General features: G+C 69.1%; 13 protein-coding genes. 8 read left to right on the top strand and 5 right to left on the bottom strand.

Annotation, left to right across the window (positions count from 1 at the left end; all coding sequences use genetic code 11):
- Positions 1 to 84 precede the first annotated feature (84 nt).
- The 4 genes from ABU113_RS03660 to tpiA all read right to left on the bottom strand — a co-directional run bounded on the left by ABU113_RS03660 (position 85) and on the right by tpiA (position 3970).
- A complete protein-coding gene (locus ABU113_RS03660) occupies positions 85 to 906 on the bottom strand; it encodes a potassium channel family protein (RefSeq protein ID WP_454558124.1) in 822 nt (273 codons plus the stop codon).
- 108 nt (positions 907 to 1014) lie between these two features.
- Positions 1015 to 2643: a CTP synthase gene (locus ABU113_RS03655; protein ID WP_454558123.1), complete on the bottom strand. Its 1629-nt coding sequence runs from the start codon at positions 2641 to 2643 to the stop codon at positions 1015 to 1017.
- Positions 2644 to 2725: 82 nt separating this feature from the next.
- Positions 2726 to 3052 (bottom strand): preprotein translocase subunit SecG, encoded by a 327-nt coding sequence (gene secG, locus ABU113_RS03650; protein ID WP_454558122.1) that lies wholly within the window; start codon positions 3050 to 3052, stop codon positions 2726 to 2728.
- Positions 3053 to 3214: 162 nt separating this feature from the next.
- A complete protein-coding gene (gene tpiA / locus ABU113_RS03645) occupies positions 3215 to 3970 on the bottom strand; it encodes a triose-phosphate isomerase (protein WP_454558121.1) in 756 nt (251 codons plus the stop codon).
- 188 nt (positions 3971 to 4158) lie between these two features.
- On the opposite strand from tpiA, the gene ABU113_RS03640 reads away from it, so the two are divergent.
- The 3 genes from ABU113_RS03640 (at position 4159) to ABU113_RS03630 (ending at position 9241) form a co-directional block, all read left to right on the top strand.
- Positions 4159 to 6084: a SurA N-terminal domain-containing protein gene (locus ABU113_RS03640; protein WP_454558120.1), complete on the top strand. Its 1926-nt coding sequence runs from the start codon at positions 4159 to 4161 to the stop codon at positions 6082 to 6084.
- A 9-nt stretch (positions 6085 to 6093) separates the two neighbouring features.
- Positions 6094 to 7611: an anthranilate synthase component I gene (gene trpE, locus ABU113_RS03635; RefSeq protein ID WP_454558119.1), complete on the top strand. Its 1518-nt coding sequence runs from the start codon at positions 6094 to 6096 to the stop codon at positions 7609 to 7611.
- A gap of 136 nt (positions 7612 to 7747) precedes the next feature.
- Positions 7748 to 9241, top strand: coding sequence for a flavin-containing monooxygenase (locus ABU113_RS03630; protein WP_454558118.1), 1494 nt, complete (start codon positions 7748 to 7750; stop codon positions 9239 to 9241).
- A 156-nt stretch (positions 9242 to 9397) separates the two neighbouring features.
- Here the strand turns inward: ABU113_RS03630 and ABU113_RS03625 are convergent, their stop codons facing one another.
- Complete coding sequence (locus ABU113_RS03625; protein ID WP_454558117.1) at positions 9398 to 10474, bottom strand: divergent polysaccharide deacetylase family protein; 1077 nt, start codon at positions 10472 to 10474, stop codon at positions 9398 to 9400.
- A gap of 108 nt (positions 10475 to 10582) precedes the next feature.
- On the opposite strand from ABU113_RS03625, the gene ABU113_RS03620 reads away from it, so the two are divergent.
- From ABU113_RS03620 to ABU113_RS03600, 5 genes are read left to right on the top strand one after another with little or no spacing between them, the layout of a single operon-like run.
- Positions 10583 to 11185 (top strand): anthranilate synthase component II, encoded by a 603-nt coding sequence (locus ABU113_RS03620; protein ID WP_454558116.1) that lies wholly within the window; start codon positions 10583 to 10585, stop codon positions 11183 to 11185.
- The gene (trpD, locus tag ABU113_RS03615) at positions 11182 to 12204 is read left to right on the top strand and encodes an anthranilate phosphoribosyltransferase (protein ID WP_454558115.1); all 1023 of its coding nucleotides are present in this window, start codon (positions 11182 to 11184) and stop codon (positions 12202 to 12204) included. Before ABU113_RS03620 ends, trpD begins: the two co-directional genes overlap by 4 nt.
- A 1-nt stretch (position 12205) precedes the next feature.
- Positions 12206 to 13000, top strand: coding sequence for an indole-3-glycerol phosphate synthase TrpC (gene trpC / locus ABU113_RS03610; RefSeq protein ID WP_454558114.1), 795 nt, complete (start codon positions 12206 to 12208; stop codon positions 12998 to 13000).
- Complete coding sequence (moaC, locus tag ABU113_RS03605) at positions 12997 to 13476, top strand: cyclic pyranopterin monophosphate synthase MoaC (protein WP_454558113.1); 480 nt, start codon at positions 12997 to 12999, stop codon at positions 13474 to 13476. The genes trpC and moaC overlap by 4 nt, the downstream gene beginning before the upstream one ends.
- Positions 13470 to 14675: a molybdopterin molybdotransferase MoeA gene (locus tag ABU113_RS03600; RefSeq protein WP_454558112.1), complete on the top strand. Its 1206-nt coding sequence runs from the start codon at positions 13470 to 13472 to the stop codon at positions 14673 to 14675. The genes moaC and ABU113_RS03600 overlap by 7 nt, the downstream gene beginning before the upstream one ends.
- Positions 14676 to 14683: the final 8 nt, after the last annotated feature.

Below are 14683 nucleotides of genomic sequence, written 5' to 3'. Positions count from 1 at the left end.
TGCACAGGCTCGCAAGGGCAAACTGGCAGGGGCAAACTGGCAGGGGCAATCAGCCGCCGCCCCCGTCGCGACCGGCGGCACGGTTCAGTCGTTGTCCTGCAGGATCTTCAGCCGGGTGCCGCAGGCCTTGCAGTAGACGGCATCGCCCTCGTGACGGGTCAGGCCGCAGCCGGGACAGGGGTAGCGCACCTTGGGGGCGCGCATGGCTACCTGTATCAGCCGGAAGAACAGCGAAACGCCGCCAATCATGATGAAGATGGATAACAGTCGGCCGGCAACACCCGGCAAGGTGATGTCGCCGTACCCCGTCGTCGTGAGCGAAGTCACGGTAAAATAGAGGGAATCGACGAAGGAGCCGATCTCGGGCACGCGGGCCGCGAACAGCGAATGCACCAGCGCCGTCATCATGAACACGAACACGAACAGGTTGACGCCGGCGATCACCGCGTCGGCAACCTGGGTATCGCGCCAGCGCCCGCCCCCCAGCCAGCGCCAGAAGGTCTTGCCGTGCACCATCGAATAGGCGCGCAAAATCCGGAGGAAACCGAGATTGGCGGCAAACAGTGGCGCCACCAGCGAGGCCAGCACCGCGAGGTCGGCCCAGACGATGGGACGCATGATCCAGCGCTTGAAGTCGCCATAGGCCCAGGCGCGCGCCGCAAGGTCAAGGAACAGCAACGCGGCGATGCAGTAGTCGACCACCAGGAACCAGAACCCCTTTTCCAGGAACGGCGCGACGATGAACAGGGCGATCAGCACGATGTCGAACAGCAACATCCAGCCCTGGAAACGTACGGCGGCGGGGGTCTGGCCGAAATAAAGCTCCTTGAGCAGCGACTGCAGTCGCCGGTCGCGTGACGGATCGCCGTCGTCCGATGGACGATGCGCGGGACGCCTTGTCCTCATCGCGACCTCGCCTCCTGTCGGTGCCGGCGCCGCCGGGTCGTCCCGCGACGCGTGGGGACACCGCGGGGGGTGCCCATCACGTCCAGGGTCGGGGACGTCATCCTCGCCTCAGACCAGCCGGCTCTGGGCCACCGCCGCCTCGATGAAGCTGGCGAACAGCGGATGCGGATCGAACGGCTTGGACTTGAGTTCCGGGTGGAACTGCACGCCGATGAACCATGGATGATCCGGATATTCGATGGTCTCCGGCAGCGCGCCGTCGGGCGAAAGGCCGGAGAAGCACATGCCCGCCTGCTCCAGCCGCTCGCGGTAACCGATGTTCACCTCGTAGCGATGGCGATGCCGCTCGGATATCTCGGTCGAGCCGTAGATGCCGGCGATCCGCGTGTCCCCGCGCAGCCTGGCCGGAAAGGCGCCCAGCCGCATGGTGCCACCGAGGTCGCCGCCTTCGGCACGGGTCTCGGTCCGCCCGTCCTGCTTCCACTCGGTGAGCAGGCCGACGATCGGGTCGGCGCAGGCGCCGAACTCGGTGGAGGAAGCACCATTGATGCCGGCAAGATGGCGCGCGCCCTCGATCACCGCCATCTGCATGCCGAAGCAGATGCCGAAATAGGGAACCTTGCGCTCGCGGGCGAAACGGGCGGCGGCGATCTTGCCTTCCGCGCCGCGCTGGCCGAAGCCGCCGGGCACCAGAATGCCGTGCATCGGCTCCAGGTGCAGCACCGCGTCTTCCTGCTCGAAGATCTCCGAGTCGATCCAGCGGATGTTGACCTTCACCCGGTTGGCGATGCCGCCATGCACCAGCGCCTCGTTGAGCGACTTGTAGGCATCCTTGAAGCCGGTGTACTTGCCGACGACTCCGATGGTCACCTCGCCTTCCGGCTGGGCGATCCGCTCCATGATGTCGGTCCACTTGGTGAGGCTGGGCGCCGGGGCGTCGGCGATACCGAACGCGGCCAGCACCTCGGTGTCGAGACCGGCCTCATGATATTGCAGCGGCACCGCGTAGATGCTTTCGGCGTCCAGCGCCGGCACCACGGCGGACGGACGCACGTTGCAAAACAGCGCGATCTTGGCCCGGTCGCTTTCCGGCAGCGGCTGCTCGGAACGGCACACCAGCACGTCCGGCTGGATGCCGATGCCGCGCAACTCCTTCACCGAGTGCTGGGTCGGCTTGGTCTTCAGTTCGCCGGCGGCTGCAATGTAGGGCACCAGCGTCACATGGATGAACACGGCGTTGCCGCGCCCCAGCTCGTTGCCCAGCTGGCGGATCGCCTCAAGGAACGGCAGGCTCTCGATATCGCCCACCGTGCCGCCGATCTCGCACAGCACGAAGTCGACATCGTCGACGTCGGTGAGCGCGAAGGTCTTGATGGCATCGGTGACGTGCGGAATGACCTGCACCGTGCCGCCGAGGAACTCGCCCCGGCGTTCCTTGGCCAGGATGTCCGAGTAGATGCGGCCGGAGGTGATGTTGTCGGTGCGCTTCGACGGCACACCAGTGAAACGCTCGTAGTGCCCGAGGTCGAGGTCGGTTTCCGCCCCGTCGTCGGTGACATAGACCTCGCCGTGCTGATACGGGCTCATGGTGCCCGGATCGACGTTGAGATAGGGGTCGAACTTGCGGAGCCGCACCTTGAAGCCACGCGCCTGCAGCAGAGCCGCGAGCGACGCTGCCATCAGGCCTTTGCCAAGGGACGAAACCACGCCGCCGGTGATGAAGATGAACCGCGCCATGGGCCTACACTATAGACGAACAAAAACCTCTCGCACCACCAAATCTTGCGATGGTGGGCGATAAACCTGTGGACAACCCGATTTAGTCGGAAACGGGGACCGTCGGCTCGGCAGGCACCGGCGTGACCGGCGTCGCCACGGGCGCCACGGGCGCCTCCAGCAACTTGTCGACCCGGCTCGGCCCCTGCTCCACCTTGGCGACGATCGCCAGCGCGATCGAGGTGCCGATGAAGGTCGCCGCCAGAATCGCCGTCGTGCGGGTCAGCAGGTTGGCGGCGCCGCGCGCCGTCATCAGGCCGCCACCGCCGCCACCACCGATGCCCAGCGCGCCACCCTCGGAGCGCTGCAGCAGGATCACCGTGACCAGCGCCACGGCAATGATGCTGTGGAAGACCAGAAGCAGGGTCATGAACATGGGTAGGGCAACTCTCTTGCTGGCACGCCCGGCGCGCCTCGAACCGTTGCTGGGGCAGTTAGCGAGTCACCCGCCAAAAAGCAACCCCGCCAAGGCACGCCAAACCTAGCCGGCACCGCCCGACGACGGGCGAGGCTCCGGCCGACCGCCCCGGCTTCATCCGTTTGCCGGCACCCCGGCGATAATGCCGAGGAAGTCGCTGGCCTTCAGGCTGGCGCCCCCGACCAGGGCGCCGTCGACGTCGGTGACCGCCAGCAGCTCGACGGCGTTCGACGGCTTCACCGACCCGCCGTAGAGAATGCGCATCCCCTCGCCCTCGACGCCGAAGCGCGCCACGAGGTCGGCGCGGATGGCGGCGTGCACCTCGCCTACCTCCGCCGTGGTCGGGGTGCGGCCGGTGCCGATCGCCCACACCGGCTCATAGGCGACCACGGTGTTGGCGGCGGTGGCACCGTCGGGCAGCGAGCCGCCGATCTGGCTGGAGACCAGCGCCAGCGTCTGGCCGGCGTCGCGCTGGGCCTCGGTCTCGCCGACGCAAACGATGGCGACGAGGCCGGCCCGATGCGCCGCTTCCGCCTTGGCCCGCACCATGACGTCGGTCTCGCCATGGTCGGCCCGGCGCTCCGAGTGCCCGACGATGACGCAGCCGGCGCCGGCATCCGCCAGCATCTCGGCGGCGGTGTCGCCGGTGTGAGCGCCGCTGGCCCTGGCGTGGCAGTCCTGCCCGCCGATCATCACCCGGCTGCCGGCGGCCCGCGCCGCGAAGGCGGTCACCAGCGTGAACGGCGGACACAGGGCCATGTCGATGTGGCTGGCGATGGTCGGCTGGGCCGCCAGCAGGGCGTCGAGTTCGGCCACCGAGGCTGCCAGGCCGTTCATCTTCCAGTTACCGGCGATCAATGGCCTGCGCATCCGCGTCACTCCCTCTCAACGTTGTTCCTGTCGCTGGCCCGGCTGATACACGTCGGGGGCAGCCGGCGTAAAGAGCCGCCGGCGCCGGTCCCGGCGATCGCGGCCCGACAAGCGCCAATGGCGCTTGCCCGGCAGCCGCCCCCTCCCTATGATCCGCGCCCGTTTGGTCCTCGGTTAGGCAGATCTTCATGCTCGCAGGCATTCGCAAGGCGCTTTCGTCCTGGGTGGTGGTCCTCCTCCTCTCCCTTCTGGTGGCGGCCTTCATCATCACCAGCGTCAACGACCCGTTCGGCAGCGCCGGCGGAAGCAACGCCACCCTGGTCAAGGTCGGCGACCGCAAGGTCAATGCCGGCGATTTCATGCAGCAGTTCGACCGCATTTTCCGGATGCAGCAGCGTGAACGGCCAGAGATCACCCGCGAGGCGGTGCTGAAGGCCGGCGCCGATACCGAGGTGCTGGCGCTGCTGGTGACCACCGCCGGATTCGATGCCTTCGCCGAGAAGATCGGCGTCACCGCCGGCGCGGAGAACATCTCGCGCGCCATCCGCTCCAATCCGGCATTCCAGCTCGGCGGGCAGTTCGATGTCACCCGCTATCAGGAAGTGCTGAGCCAGAACAACATGTCGCGCGAGCAGTTCCAGACCCTGCTGGGCAGCGAGCTGGCGCGCGAGCAGTTCACCAAGGCGCTCACCCTCAATCCGGTGGTGCCCGATGATCTCAGCCGCACCTACGTCACCTTGTTGCAGGAGACCCGCACCGGCACCGTCGCCGTGGTCCCGGCCGAGCGCTATGCCGCCGGCGTCGGCACCCCGGACGACAAGACGCTGCAGGCCTTTTACGAGAAGAACATCAAGGCCTACACGGTGCCCGAGCAGCGTACCTTCCGCTACGTGCTGCTGACGCCGGCCGTCATCGAACCGGGCATCAGCGTGTCGGACGAGGATGTGCGGCAATATTACGAGGACAACGCCGACATCTACGCGGGTGCCGAGAAGCGCACGCTGGAGCAGCTGCTGCTGACCGACGAACAGGCGGCCCGCCAGGCCTACGAGCGGATCGCCAAGGGCGAGGACTTTCTGGCGGTCGCCCGCTCGGCCGGTTTTGCCGCCGGGGATGTCGCGCTGGGCACCCTGAGCGAAGCCGAACTCACGAAGGACGCAGGTGCCGACATCGCCCGCGCCGCCTTCTCGACCCCGCCGGGCAAGGTCAGCGCGCCGGTCAAGAGCGACCTCGGCTGGCTGTTGCTGCGCACCACGGCGATCTCGCAGCAGGCCGGCAAGGCGCTGGAGAGCGTGCGTGGCGAAATCACCGCCAAGATCAGGGCCGAACGGGCGCTCGATCGTCTTTACGACATGAGCCGCGCGATGGAGGACGAACTGGCCGGTGGCAAGTCGCTGACCGACCTGGCCCGGGCGCGCAAACTGGAGGTCGTGACCGCCCCGCGCGTCACCGCCAACGGCCTCGACAGCAGCGGCCAGCCGGTGCCGCTCGCACCGGAGGCCCGCCAGATGCTGGGCGTGGTGTTCAGCCAGAAGCCCGATGACGAGCCCTCGATGCAGGAACTCGGCAAGGATGTATTCTACGCCCTGGAAGTCACCGGCGTGACCCCCGCCGCCGCCCAGCCGCTGGCGACCGTTCGTCCCCGCGTCGTCGCCGAATGGCGGATGGTCGAGCGGATGAAGAAAGCGGAGGCGGTCGCCAGAGAACTGGTTGCCGCCGTCAAGGCCGGCAAGCCGCTCGCCGACGCCGCCCGCGCGACCGGCCTGCCGCCGACCAGTCCGGTGAAGGTGCGTCGCGCCAGCATCATGCGCGAAGGCGCCCAGGTGCCGCCGCCCATCCGCATGCTGTTCAGCGTGCCCCGGGGAGAAGCCCGCGCGCTGGCGCTGCCCACCGGGGAGGGCTTCTTCGTTGTCGCCACCGAGGCCATCGAGACCGTGGCCGGCGCCGACACCGCGATGCTGGAGGCCGCCACCCGCGCCGAGATCAGCCAGTCGGCGAACCTTGAGCTGGCCACATCGTTCGCGCAGGCGGTCCGCGATCACATCGGCGTGAAATACAACCATGCCGTCATCGAGCAGGTGCGCAAGCAGCTCCTCGGGTCCGGTCAGGAATAGCAGACCGCCGTGGACGCCAGCCCCTCGTTCGACGCCTTCGCCCGCACCTTCGAGGCTGGCCAGGCCCAGTGTCTGTGGCTGCGCCGGGTCGCCGACACCGAGACGCCGGTCTCGGCGATGCTCAAGATCGGCCTCGACGGGCCACCCTCCTTCCTGCTGGAATCGGTGGAAGGTGGCGCGGTGCGCGGGCGCTACTCACTGATCGGCCTGGCGCCTGACCTGATCTGGCGTGCTCAGGGCACCCGCTGTGAAGTCGCCCGTGACGCGCTCAACGCACCAGAGGCTTTCACGCCGCTGCCCGGCGCGCCGCTGGACGAGTTGCGGGCGCTGATCGCCGCCTGCCGCATGGACGTGCCCGACGCCCTGCCCAGGGCGCTGGCCATGCTGGTCGGCTACATGAGCTACGAGACCATCAATCTCGTCGAGCGCCTGCCATCGCCCAGGGCCGACCCGCTGGGCCTGCCCGACCTGTTTTTCATCCGCCCGACCGTGCTGCTGGTGTTCGATCGTCTCAAGGACGAGCTGTTCCTGATCGCGCCGGTCTACCCTGACTCGGCGGCCACCGACGCCCGCGCCGCCTACGACCAGGCGCGCGACCGCCTGCACGCTGTCGCCGCCCGGCTGGACCGGCCGATGCCGCCGTCCCGCCTCGACGCGGGGGCGGTGCCGGATGTGGCGGTCACGCCGCAGCTTGCGCCCGGCCGCTATGGCGAGATGGTGGCCCGCGCCAAGGAATACATCGCCGCCGGCGACATCTTCCAGGTGGTGCTGGCCCAGCGCTTCTCCACCCCCTTCACCCTGCCGCCGATCGAGCTCTATCGGGCGCTGCGGCGGATCAACCCCTCGCCATTCCTCTATTTCCTCAATCTGCCCGGCTTCGCGGTCATCGGCTCAAGCCCGGAAATTCTGGTGCGGGTGCGGGATGGTGACGTCACCGTCCGGCCGATCGCCGGCACCCGCCCGCGCGGCGCCACGGCGGAGGAGGACGAGGCCAACCGCGAGAGCCTGCTCGCCGACCCCAAGGAACTGGCCGAACATCTGATGCTGCTCGACCTTGGCCGCAACGACGTCGGCAGGGTCGCCGCCACCGGCACCGTCAAGGTGACCGAGAAATTCACCATCGAGATGTACAGCCACGTCATGCACATCGTCTCCAACGTGCGCGGCCGGCTCAGCCCCGACCACGACGCGGTCGACGCGCTGATGGCGGGCTTCCCCGCCGGTACCGTCTCCGGCGCGCCGAAGGTGCGGGCGATGGAGATCATCAACGAGCTGGAGCCGGAAAAGCGCGGCCCCTATGCCGGCGGCGTCGGCTATTTCTCCGCCGACGGCTCGATGGACAGCTGCATCGTGCTGCGCACCGCCATCGTCAAGGACGGCATGATGCATGTGCAGGCTGGCGCCGGCATTGTCGCCGACAGTGATCCGGTCGCCGAGCAGCGCGAATGCGAGGCGAAATCCGGGGCGCTGGTCTCCGCCGCGCGCGAGGCGGTGCGGCTGGCCCGCGAAGGCCGTTACGGCCAGTAGCGCCAGTCCGGCGTGGCAAGCTGACAGCGATGACAGGGTGGCCCCCCGTCATCTCCGTTGCGCCCCTCCCCCTCCCTGAAGGACAGTGGGTCATTAGCACAATGATGGCGTGGGGAGCGTGCCTGTGACTGAAACCATGACCCTTGAGCGGAAGGCCGCCAGCGGCGCGGTCGAGCATTTCGACGTCCTGATCGTCGGCGCCGGCATCTCCGGCATCGGCGCCGCCTATCATCTGTCCACCCAGTGCCCGGGCAAGAGCTTCGTCATCCTCGACTCGCTGGAAAGCTTCGGCGGCACCTGGCTCACCCACAAATATCCCGGCATCCGCTCCGACAGCGACCTCTACACCTTCGGCTACCGCTTCAAGCCGTGGACCAGTGCGCCGATCGCCAGTGCCGCGGAGATCCTGAAGTACATGGGCGAGGTGATCGAGGAGAACGACCTCGGCCGCCACATCCGCTACCGCCACAAGATCGCCGCCGGCCACTGGTCGAGCGCCGACAACCTGTGGACGCTCGACGTCACCGATCTGGCGACCGGCGAGACTCGCACGTTCACCACCAATTTCCTGTGGATGTGCCAGGGCTATTACCATCACGACAAGGGCTACACCCCCGAATGGCCCGGCATGGCCGACTTCAAGGGCCGCATCGTCCACCCGCAGACCTGGCCCGAGGACATCGACCTCAAGGGCAAGAAGGTGGTGGTGATCGGCTCCGGCGCCACGGCCGCCACCCTGGTGCCTGCCATCGCCGGCGACTGCGCGCACGTGACCATGCTGCAGCGCTCACCGACCTATTTCTACGCCGCTCCCAACGTCAACGAACTGGCCGACATGCTGCGTCAGCTCGACGTCGCGGAAGAAACGGTGCACGACATCGTACGCCGCAAGGCGCTGTTCGACCTCAAGGAACTGTCGCGCCGCTCGCTGGAGGAGCCGGACGCGGTCAAGGCCGAGCTGCTGGCTGGCGTCAAGGCCTATCTCGGCCAGGACTATGACATCGAGAAGCACTTCACGCCGCGCTACCGCCCCTGGCAGCAGCGCCTGGCGTTCATTCCCGAAGGCGACATGTTCAAGGGCATCGCCTCGGGCAAGGCCTCGGTGGTCACCGACGAGATCGAGCGCTTCGACGCCACGGGCATCCAGCTGAAATCCGGCGAGCATCTCGACGCCGACATCATCATCACCGCGACCGGCTTCAGCCTCAGCGTCCTTGGCAACATCGCCTTCGACATCGACGGCAAGCCGCTCAACCTCGCCGACAGTGTCACCTACCGCGGCATGATGTTCACCGGCGTCCCCAACCTGCTGTGGATCTTCGGCTATTTCCGCGCCAGCTGGACCCTGCGGGTCGACATGCTCGGCGATTTCGTCTGCCGCCTGCTCAAACACATGGACACCAGGGGCGCGCACCGGGTGGAGGTCGCCTTGCGGCCGGAAGACAAGGACATGCCGCTGCTGCCCTGGATCGCCGCCGAGAACTTCAACCCCGGCTACCTGATGCGCGACCTGCACCTGCTGCCCAAGCGTGGCGACAAGCCGGAATGGCAGCACAATCAGGACTACTGGAAGGAGCGCGAGGAGATTCCCGCCATCGACCTCGACGGCCCGGAATTCGTCTACAAGTAAGCCGCTCACCGCACCCATGACACAGGCCCCGGCCACGCCGGGGCCTGTCGCGCGTGACCGGCGCATCCGGGCCGGGTGCGGGATGGTTCCGAGGCCCGGCCGCAAAGACCGCCGGCCGCAAGAATCGCCTGCCTCAGGGATCGGTGGTTTCGGGGCTCACCCCCGTGCGAGCCGCCAGTAGGGCGAGCCCCGGGTGGCGATGACGGTACTGACCGGCACCAGTTCGATGCCACGATCCGCCAGTGTCGGTGCCCAGCGCGCCAGCGCCGCCAATGTCTCGCCATGCGGGTGGCCGATGGCGATGGCCGAGCCGAAGCGGCGCGCCAGCGCCTCAGTCTGCGCCAGCTGCTGACCGAGGTAGCGCGCGTCGCGGTGGTTGTCGAGAAACACGTCACGCTCGGCGTAGGGCACGCCCCGTGTCGCCGCGACGTCCCGCGCCACCGACCGGGCGGTGGTCCGGGAATCAAGGAAGTAGACGCCGCGCGCCTTCAGTTCGGCCAGCACCAGCGCCATGCCGTCATCCCACTGGGTGAACACGCTGCCCATGTGATTGTTGACGCCGTCGAACAGATGGATGCGCTCCATGTTCCACGCCAGCCGCTGTTCGAGGTCCGCCTGACCCAGCCGAGTGAGCAGCGCCTGCGGGCCAGGGTCGCCGCCCGGCCCGGCCTCCATCGGCAGATGCACCAATCGTTCGTGGCCGTTGTCGCGGGCACGCGCCAGATGCTGCTCCAGATTGTCGCCATAAGGCAGGAACGCCAGCGTCATGCCGGCCGGCAACCGGGTGGCGGCCAGCGTCTCCGCCTGCTTCAGGCCCAGATCGTCGATCACCACCGCCACCTGCGCCAGCCCCGAGGCCGGCCGGGCCAGCGGCGGCAGGACGCGCGGCACCCGCGGCCCCGGATCGGCCGGCGCCAGCGATGGTGCCGGCGGCAAGGCCCGCGGCACCGTCAGCGGCACATCCAGTGAGGCCAGTTCGACCAGACCGTCGTCGGCATCGATCAGCCCCGGCGGCAGCGACAGAGCGATGTCGGGGGATGCCCGGGGCACGACAGCGGCGCCCGGCAGGAGGGGGGCATCACCCAGCACCTGCCGGCGCACGAACCCGAGCCAGGCGGAAGCGCCGGCGGCGCCAAGACCGAAAGCGACCGCCCGGCGGCTCCAGCCCCGCCCGCTGGCGGTATCGCCGGCGGCCGCGCCTGTCTCTGCCTGTCGCTCGTCGGGGTCGTTCACCATCGTCTCACGGTTTAGTGCGTGAAAAAGATGGCGGTCAAACGCGAAATTTTGGATAACGCCCCGGCCCCGGCACACCATCGCCGGGCAACGCGGGACTGGAACAGCATGATCGTCGTCATCGATAACTATGACAGCTTCACCTACAACCTCGTCCACTATCTGGGCGAGCTGGGGGCCGAGCTTGCCATCCATCGCAACGACCAGATCGGCGTCGCCGACGTGCTGGCGCTCAACCCGCAGGCGATTCTGCTGTCGCCGGGGCCCTGCACGCCCAACGAGGCGGGCATCTGCCTCGACCTGATCGCCGCCGCCGCCGAGCGCCGGCTGCCGTTGCTGGGCGTCTGCCTCGGTCACCAGTCGATCGGCCAGGCCTTCGGCGGCAAGGTGATCCGCGCACCCTATCTGATGCATGGCAAGGTTTCCGCCATCCACCACGACGACACCGGCGTGTTCAGGGGCCTGCCCGACCCGTTCCAGGCCACCCGCTATCACTCGCTGATCGTCGAGCGGTCGAGCCTGCCCGGCTGCCTGCGCGTCAACGCCTGGACCGAGGATGGCCTGATCATGGGGCTGGCGCACGAAAGCCTGCCGATCCACGGCGTGCAGTTCCACCCCGAGAGCATCGCCACCGAGGGCGGCCACCAGCTGCTGGCCAATTTCCTGACACTCGCCGGCATCCCCACCACGACGACACGAGCCGCCGCATGAACCTCGCCGACTTCCCCGTCCTGCTCGGCCGGCTGGCCGCCGGCCACGCGCTGAGCGCGGCCGAGGCGGACACCGCCTTCGCCACCATCATGGGTGGCGAGGTGCCGCCGGCGATCATCGGCGCCTTCCTGATGGGCCTGAAGATGCACGGCGAAGGCGCCGACGATCTGGCGGCGGCGGCCCGCGCGCTGCGCGCCCGCGTGGTGCCGGTGAACGCCCCCGACACGGCGGTCGATACCTGCGGCACCGGCGGTGACGGGCTGTCGACCCTCAACGTCTCGACAGCCGTCGCCATCGTCGTGGCCGCCTGTGGCGTGCCGGTGGCCAAGCACGGCAACCGCTCGGCGACGTCGAAGTCCAGCTCCGCCGGCGTGCTGGAAGCACTCGGCATCAGGGTAGACGCACCGGTACCACGGGTGCAGCGCTGCCTTGACGAACTGGGTATCACCTTCATGCTGGCCAACGCCCATCACCCGGCGATGCGGGCGGTGGCGGACGTGCGCCGTCAGCTCGGCATTCCCACCATCTTCAATCTGGTCGGGCCGCTGTCCAACCCGGCGGCGATCCGCCGCCAGGTCGTCGGCGTGTTCGGCGAGCCTTGGCTTGACCGCATGGCCGAGGCGCTGGCCCAGCTTGGCACCCGCCACGCCTGGGTGGTGCATGGCGCCGGCGGCATGGACGAGCTGTCGCTGGCCGGCCCCTCTCACGTCGCTGAACTGAAGGACGGCACGGTGCGCCGCTTCACCCTGACGCCGGCCGATGCCGGCCTGGCGGAAGCCCCGGTGGACGCGATCCGCGGCGGTGACGTCGATCACAACGCCGCCGCGCTGCGCCGGCTGCTGGCCGGCGAGCCCGGCGCCTACCGCGACACCGTGCTCTACAATGCCGCGGCCGCGCTGATCGTCGGCGACCGCGCAACCACCCTGACCGACGGCGTGGCCCAGGCCGCCCGGGTGTTGGACAATGGCGCGGCCGGCACGTTGCTCGACCGCTGGGTCGCCCTGACGCAGGAGGCATGACATGGACACGCTGGCGAAAATCCTGGCCGACAAGCGCCAGCACATTGCCGGTCGCAAGGCGGTGAAATCGCTCGCCGCGCTGGAGGCGGACGCCCGCGCCCAGAGCCGGCCCCGCGGTTTTCTGGCAGCCCTTGAGGCCGCCCGCGCCGACGGCCGCTACGGCCTGATCGCCGAGATCAAGAAGGCCAGCCCGTCCAAGGGGCTGATCCGCGCCGACTTCGACCCGCCGAGTCTGGCCCAGGCCTATCGCGACGGCGGCGCCACCTGCCTGTCGGTGCTGACCGACGAGCCCTATTTTCAGGGCAGCGACGCCTATCTGATGGCCGCCCGCCGCGCCGTCACCCTGCCGGTGCTGCGCAAGGACTTCATCATCGACCCCTATCAGGTGACCGAAGCGCGGGCGATCGGCGCCGACTGCATCCTGCTCATCATGGCCGGCCTCGCCGACGCCCAGGCCGCCGAGCTGGAGGCCGCCGCCCACGAGCTGGGCATGGATGTGCTGGTGGAAGTCCACGACGCCGGGGAGCTGGAGCGCGCCACCCGGCTCAATACCCGCCTGCTCGGCATCAACAACCGCAACCTGAAAACCCTGGTGGTCGACATCAACACCACCATCGAACTCGCCGGCCTGCTGCCGCAGGGCTATCTGCTGGTGGGCGAAAGCGGGCTGAAAACCAAGGCCGACCTCGACACGCTGGCGGCGCGCGGCGTCACCACCTTCCTGGTGGGCGAATCCCTGATGGCGCAGGCCGACGTCACCGCCGCCACCCGCGCCCTGCTCGGTCTGGCGGCGTGAGCACCCTCTCCCACGTCGACGCCGGCGGCCAGGCCGCCATGGTCGATGTGTCGGGCAAGCCGGTGACGCAACGCGTCGCCGTCGCTACCGGCATGATCCTGATGTCGCGGGCGGCCTTCGAGGCGGTGCGCGACAACGCCATCGCCAAGGGCGACGTGCTGGCGGTGGCGCGGGTCGCCGGCATCATGGCGGCGAAGAAAACCGCCGAGCTGATCCCGCTGTGCCACCCGCTGCCGCTCTCCAGGGTCGGCATCGACTTCACGCTGCACCCGGACGACTGGGTGATCGAGGTCACCGCCACCGCCAAGACCCAGGGCCAGACCGGCGTCGAGATGGAAGCACTCACCGCCGCCAGCGTCGCGCTGCTCACCGTCTACGACATGGCCAAGGCGGTGGACAAAGCCATGCGCATCGAGGGGGTGCGCCTGCTCGCCAAGACCGGCGGCAAGTCCGGCGACTGGACGGCGCCGTGCTGAGCGTCCCGGACGCGCTGGCGCGGGTGCTGGCGCTGGCGCCGCAGCCACTGGCCTGCGAGACCGTGCCGCTGTCCGACGCGCTGGACCGTCATGCCGCCGCCGACGTCACGGCGCTGCTCACCCAGCCGCCGTTCGCCGCTGCCGCCATGGACGGTTATGCCGTGCGCTTTGCCGACCTCGCGCCTGACCACCCCCTGCGACTGATCGGCGAGTCCGCCGCCGGGCGGCGCTATCCCGGCCATCTCGGACCTGGCGAGGCGGTGCGCATTTTCACCGGCGCGCCGCTGCCCGACGGCGCCGACACCGTGGTGGTGCAGGAAGATACCCGCGCCGACGGGTCGCGGGTCATTCTCACCGGCGACGGACCCGGCGCCCCCGGCCGGCACATCCGCGCCGCCGGTCTCGACTTTTGCGCCGGCGACACGCTGATCCGCGCCGGCGACCGGCTGACGCCGGCCCGGCTGGGCCTCGCCGCCGCCGGGGGGCACGCCGCCCTCCCCGTCGCCCGCCGCCCACGGGTAACACTGCTGTCCACCGGTGACGAGCTGGTGCCGGCCGGCCAGACGCCGGGGCCGGACCAGATCGTCAACTCCAACGGCATCATGCTGGCGGCCCTGCTGCGCCAGGCCGGCGCCGAAGTGCGCGACCCCGGCATCCTGCCCGACCGGCCCGAGGTCATCCGCGATGCCATCGCCGCCAGCAGCGAGGCCGACATCCTGGTCACCGTCGGCGGCGCCTCGGTGGGCGACCATGACCATGTGCAGGCGGCCTTGCTGGCCGCCGGCGCCGACATTGACTTCTGGAAGATCGCCATGCGGCCGGGCAAGCCGATGATGCTCGGCCAGCGCGGCCGCGCCGTCGTACTCGGCCTGCCGGGCAACCCGGTGTCGGCGTTCGTCTGCGCCCGGCTGTTCCTGCTGCCGCTGGTCCGGCGGTTCCTGAGCCCGCACGCCCCGGCGGACCGCTGGCTGACCGGCCGGCTGGACGCGCCGCTGAAGCCCAACGGCGAGCGCGATCATTTCATGCGCGCGCGGGTGGAGCGGGATGGCGGTGGCTGGCGGGTGACGCCGCTGGGCCAGCAGGACAGCAGTCTGCTGGTGCCGCTTGCCGCCGCCAACGCGCTGGCCCTGCACCCGGCCCACGCGCCGGGGCGGCCAGCGGGTGCGGAAATCCGCTTTCTCCCCCTCGGCGACGATTGACGCGCCAG

It is taken from the genome of Parapedomonas caeni (assembly GCF_041060555.1).
GTDB lineage: Bacteria > Pseudomonadota > Alphaproteobacteria > Sphingomonadales > Sphingomonadaceae > CAUJIW01.
Note: the sequence above shows the minus strand (reverse complement) of the source record. Positions and strands in the feature narration are given on the sequence as shown.

Excerpts from the sequence above, each read along its gene's own strand:
- secG (WP_454558122.1), bottom strand. The coding sequence starts at position 3,052 with ATGACCCTGCTTCTGGTCTTCCACAGCATCATTGCCGTGGCGCTGGTC.
- tpiA (WP_454558121.1), bottom strand. The coding sequence starts at position 3,970 with ATGCGCAGGCCATTGATCGCCGGTAACTGGAAGATGAACGGCCTGGCA.
- ABU113_RS03655 (WP_454558123.1), bottom strand. The coding sequence starts at position 2,643 with ATGGCGCGGTTCATCTTCATCACCGGCGGCGTGGTTTCGTCCCTTGGC.
- ABU113_RS03620 (WP_454558116.1), top strand. The coding sequence starts at position 10,583 with ATGATCGTCGTCATCGATAACTATGACAGCTTCACCTACAACCTCGTC.
- trpD (WP_454558115.1), top strand. The coding sequence starts at position 11,182 with ATGAACCTCGCCGACTTCCCCGTCCTGCTCGGCCGGCTGGCCGCCGGC.
- trpC (WP_454558114.1), top strand. The coding sequence starts at position 12,206 with ATGGACACGCTGGCGAAAATCCTGGCCGACAAGCGCCAGCACATTGCC.
- ABU113_RS03640 (WP_454558120.1), top strand. The coding sequence starts at position 4,159 with ATGCTCGCAGGCATTCGCAAGGCGCTTTCGTCCTGGGTGGTGGTCCTC.
- ABU113_RS03630 (WP_454558118.1), top strand. The coding sequence starts at position 7,748 with ATGACCCTTGAGCGGAAGGCCGCCAGCGGCGCGGTCGAGCATTTCGAC.
- ABU113_RS03660 (WP_454558124.1), bottom strand. The coding sequence starts at position 906 with ATGAGGACAAGGCGTCCCGCGCATCGTCCATCGGACGACGGCGATCCG.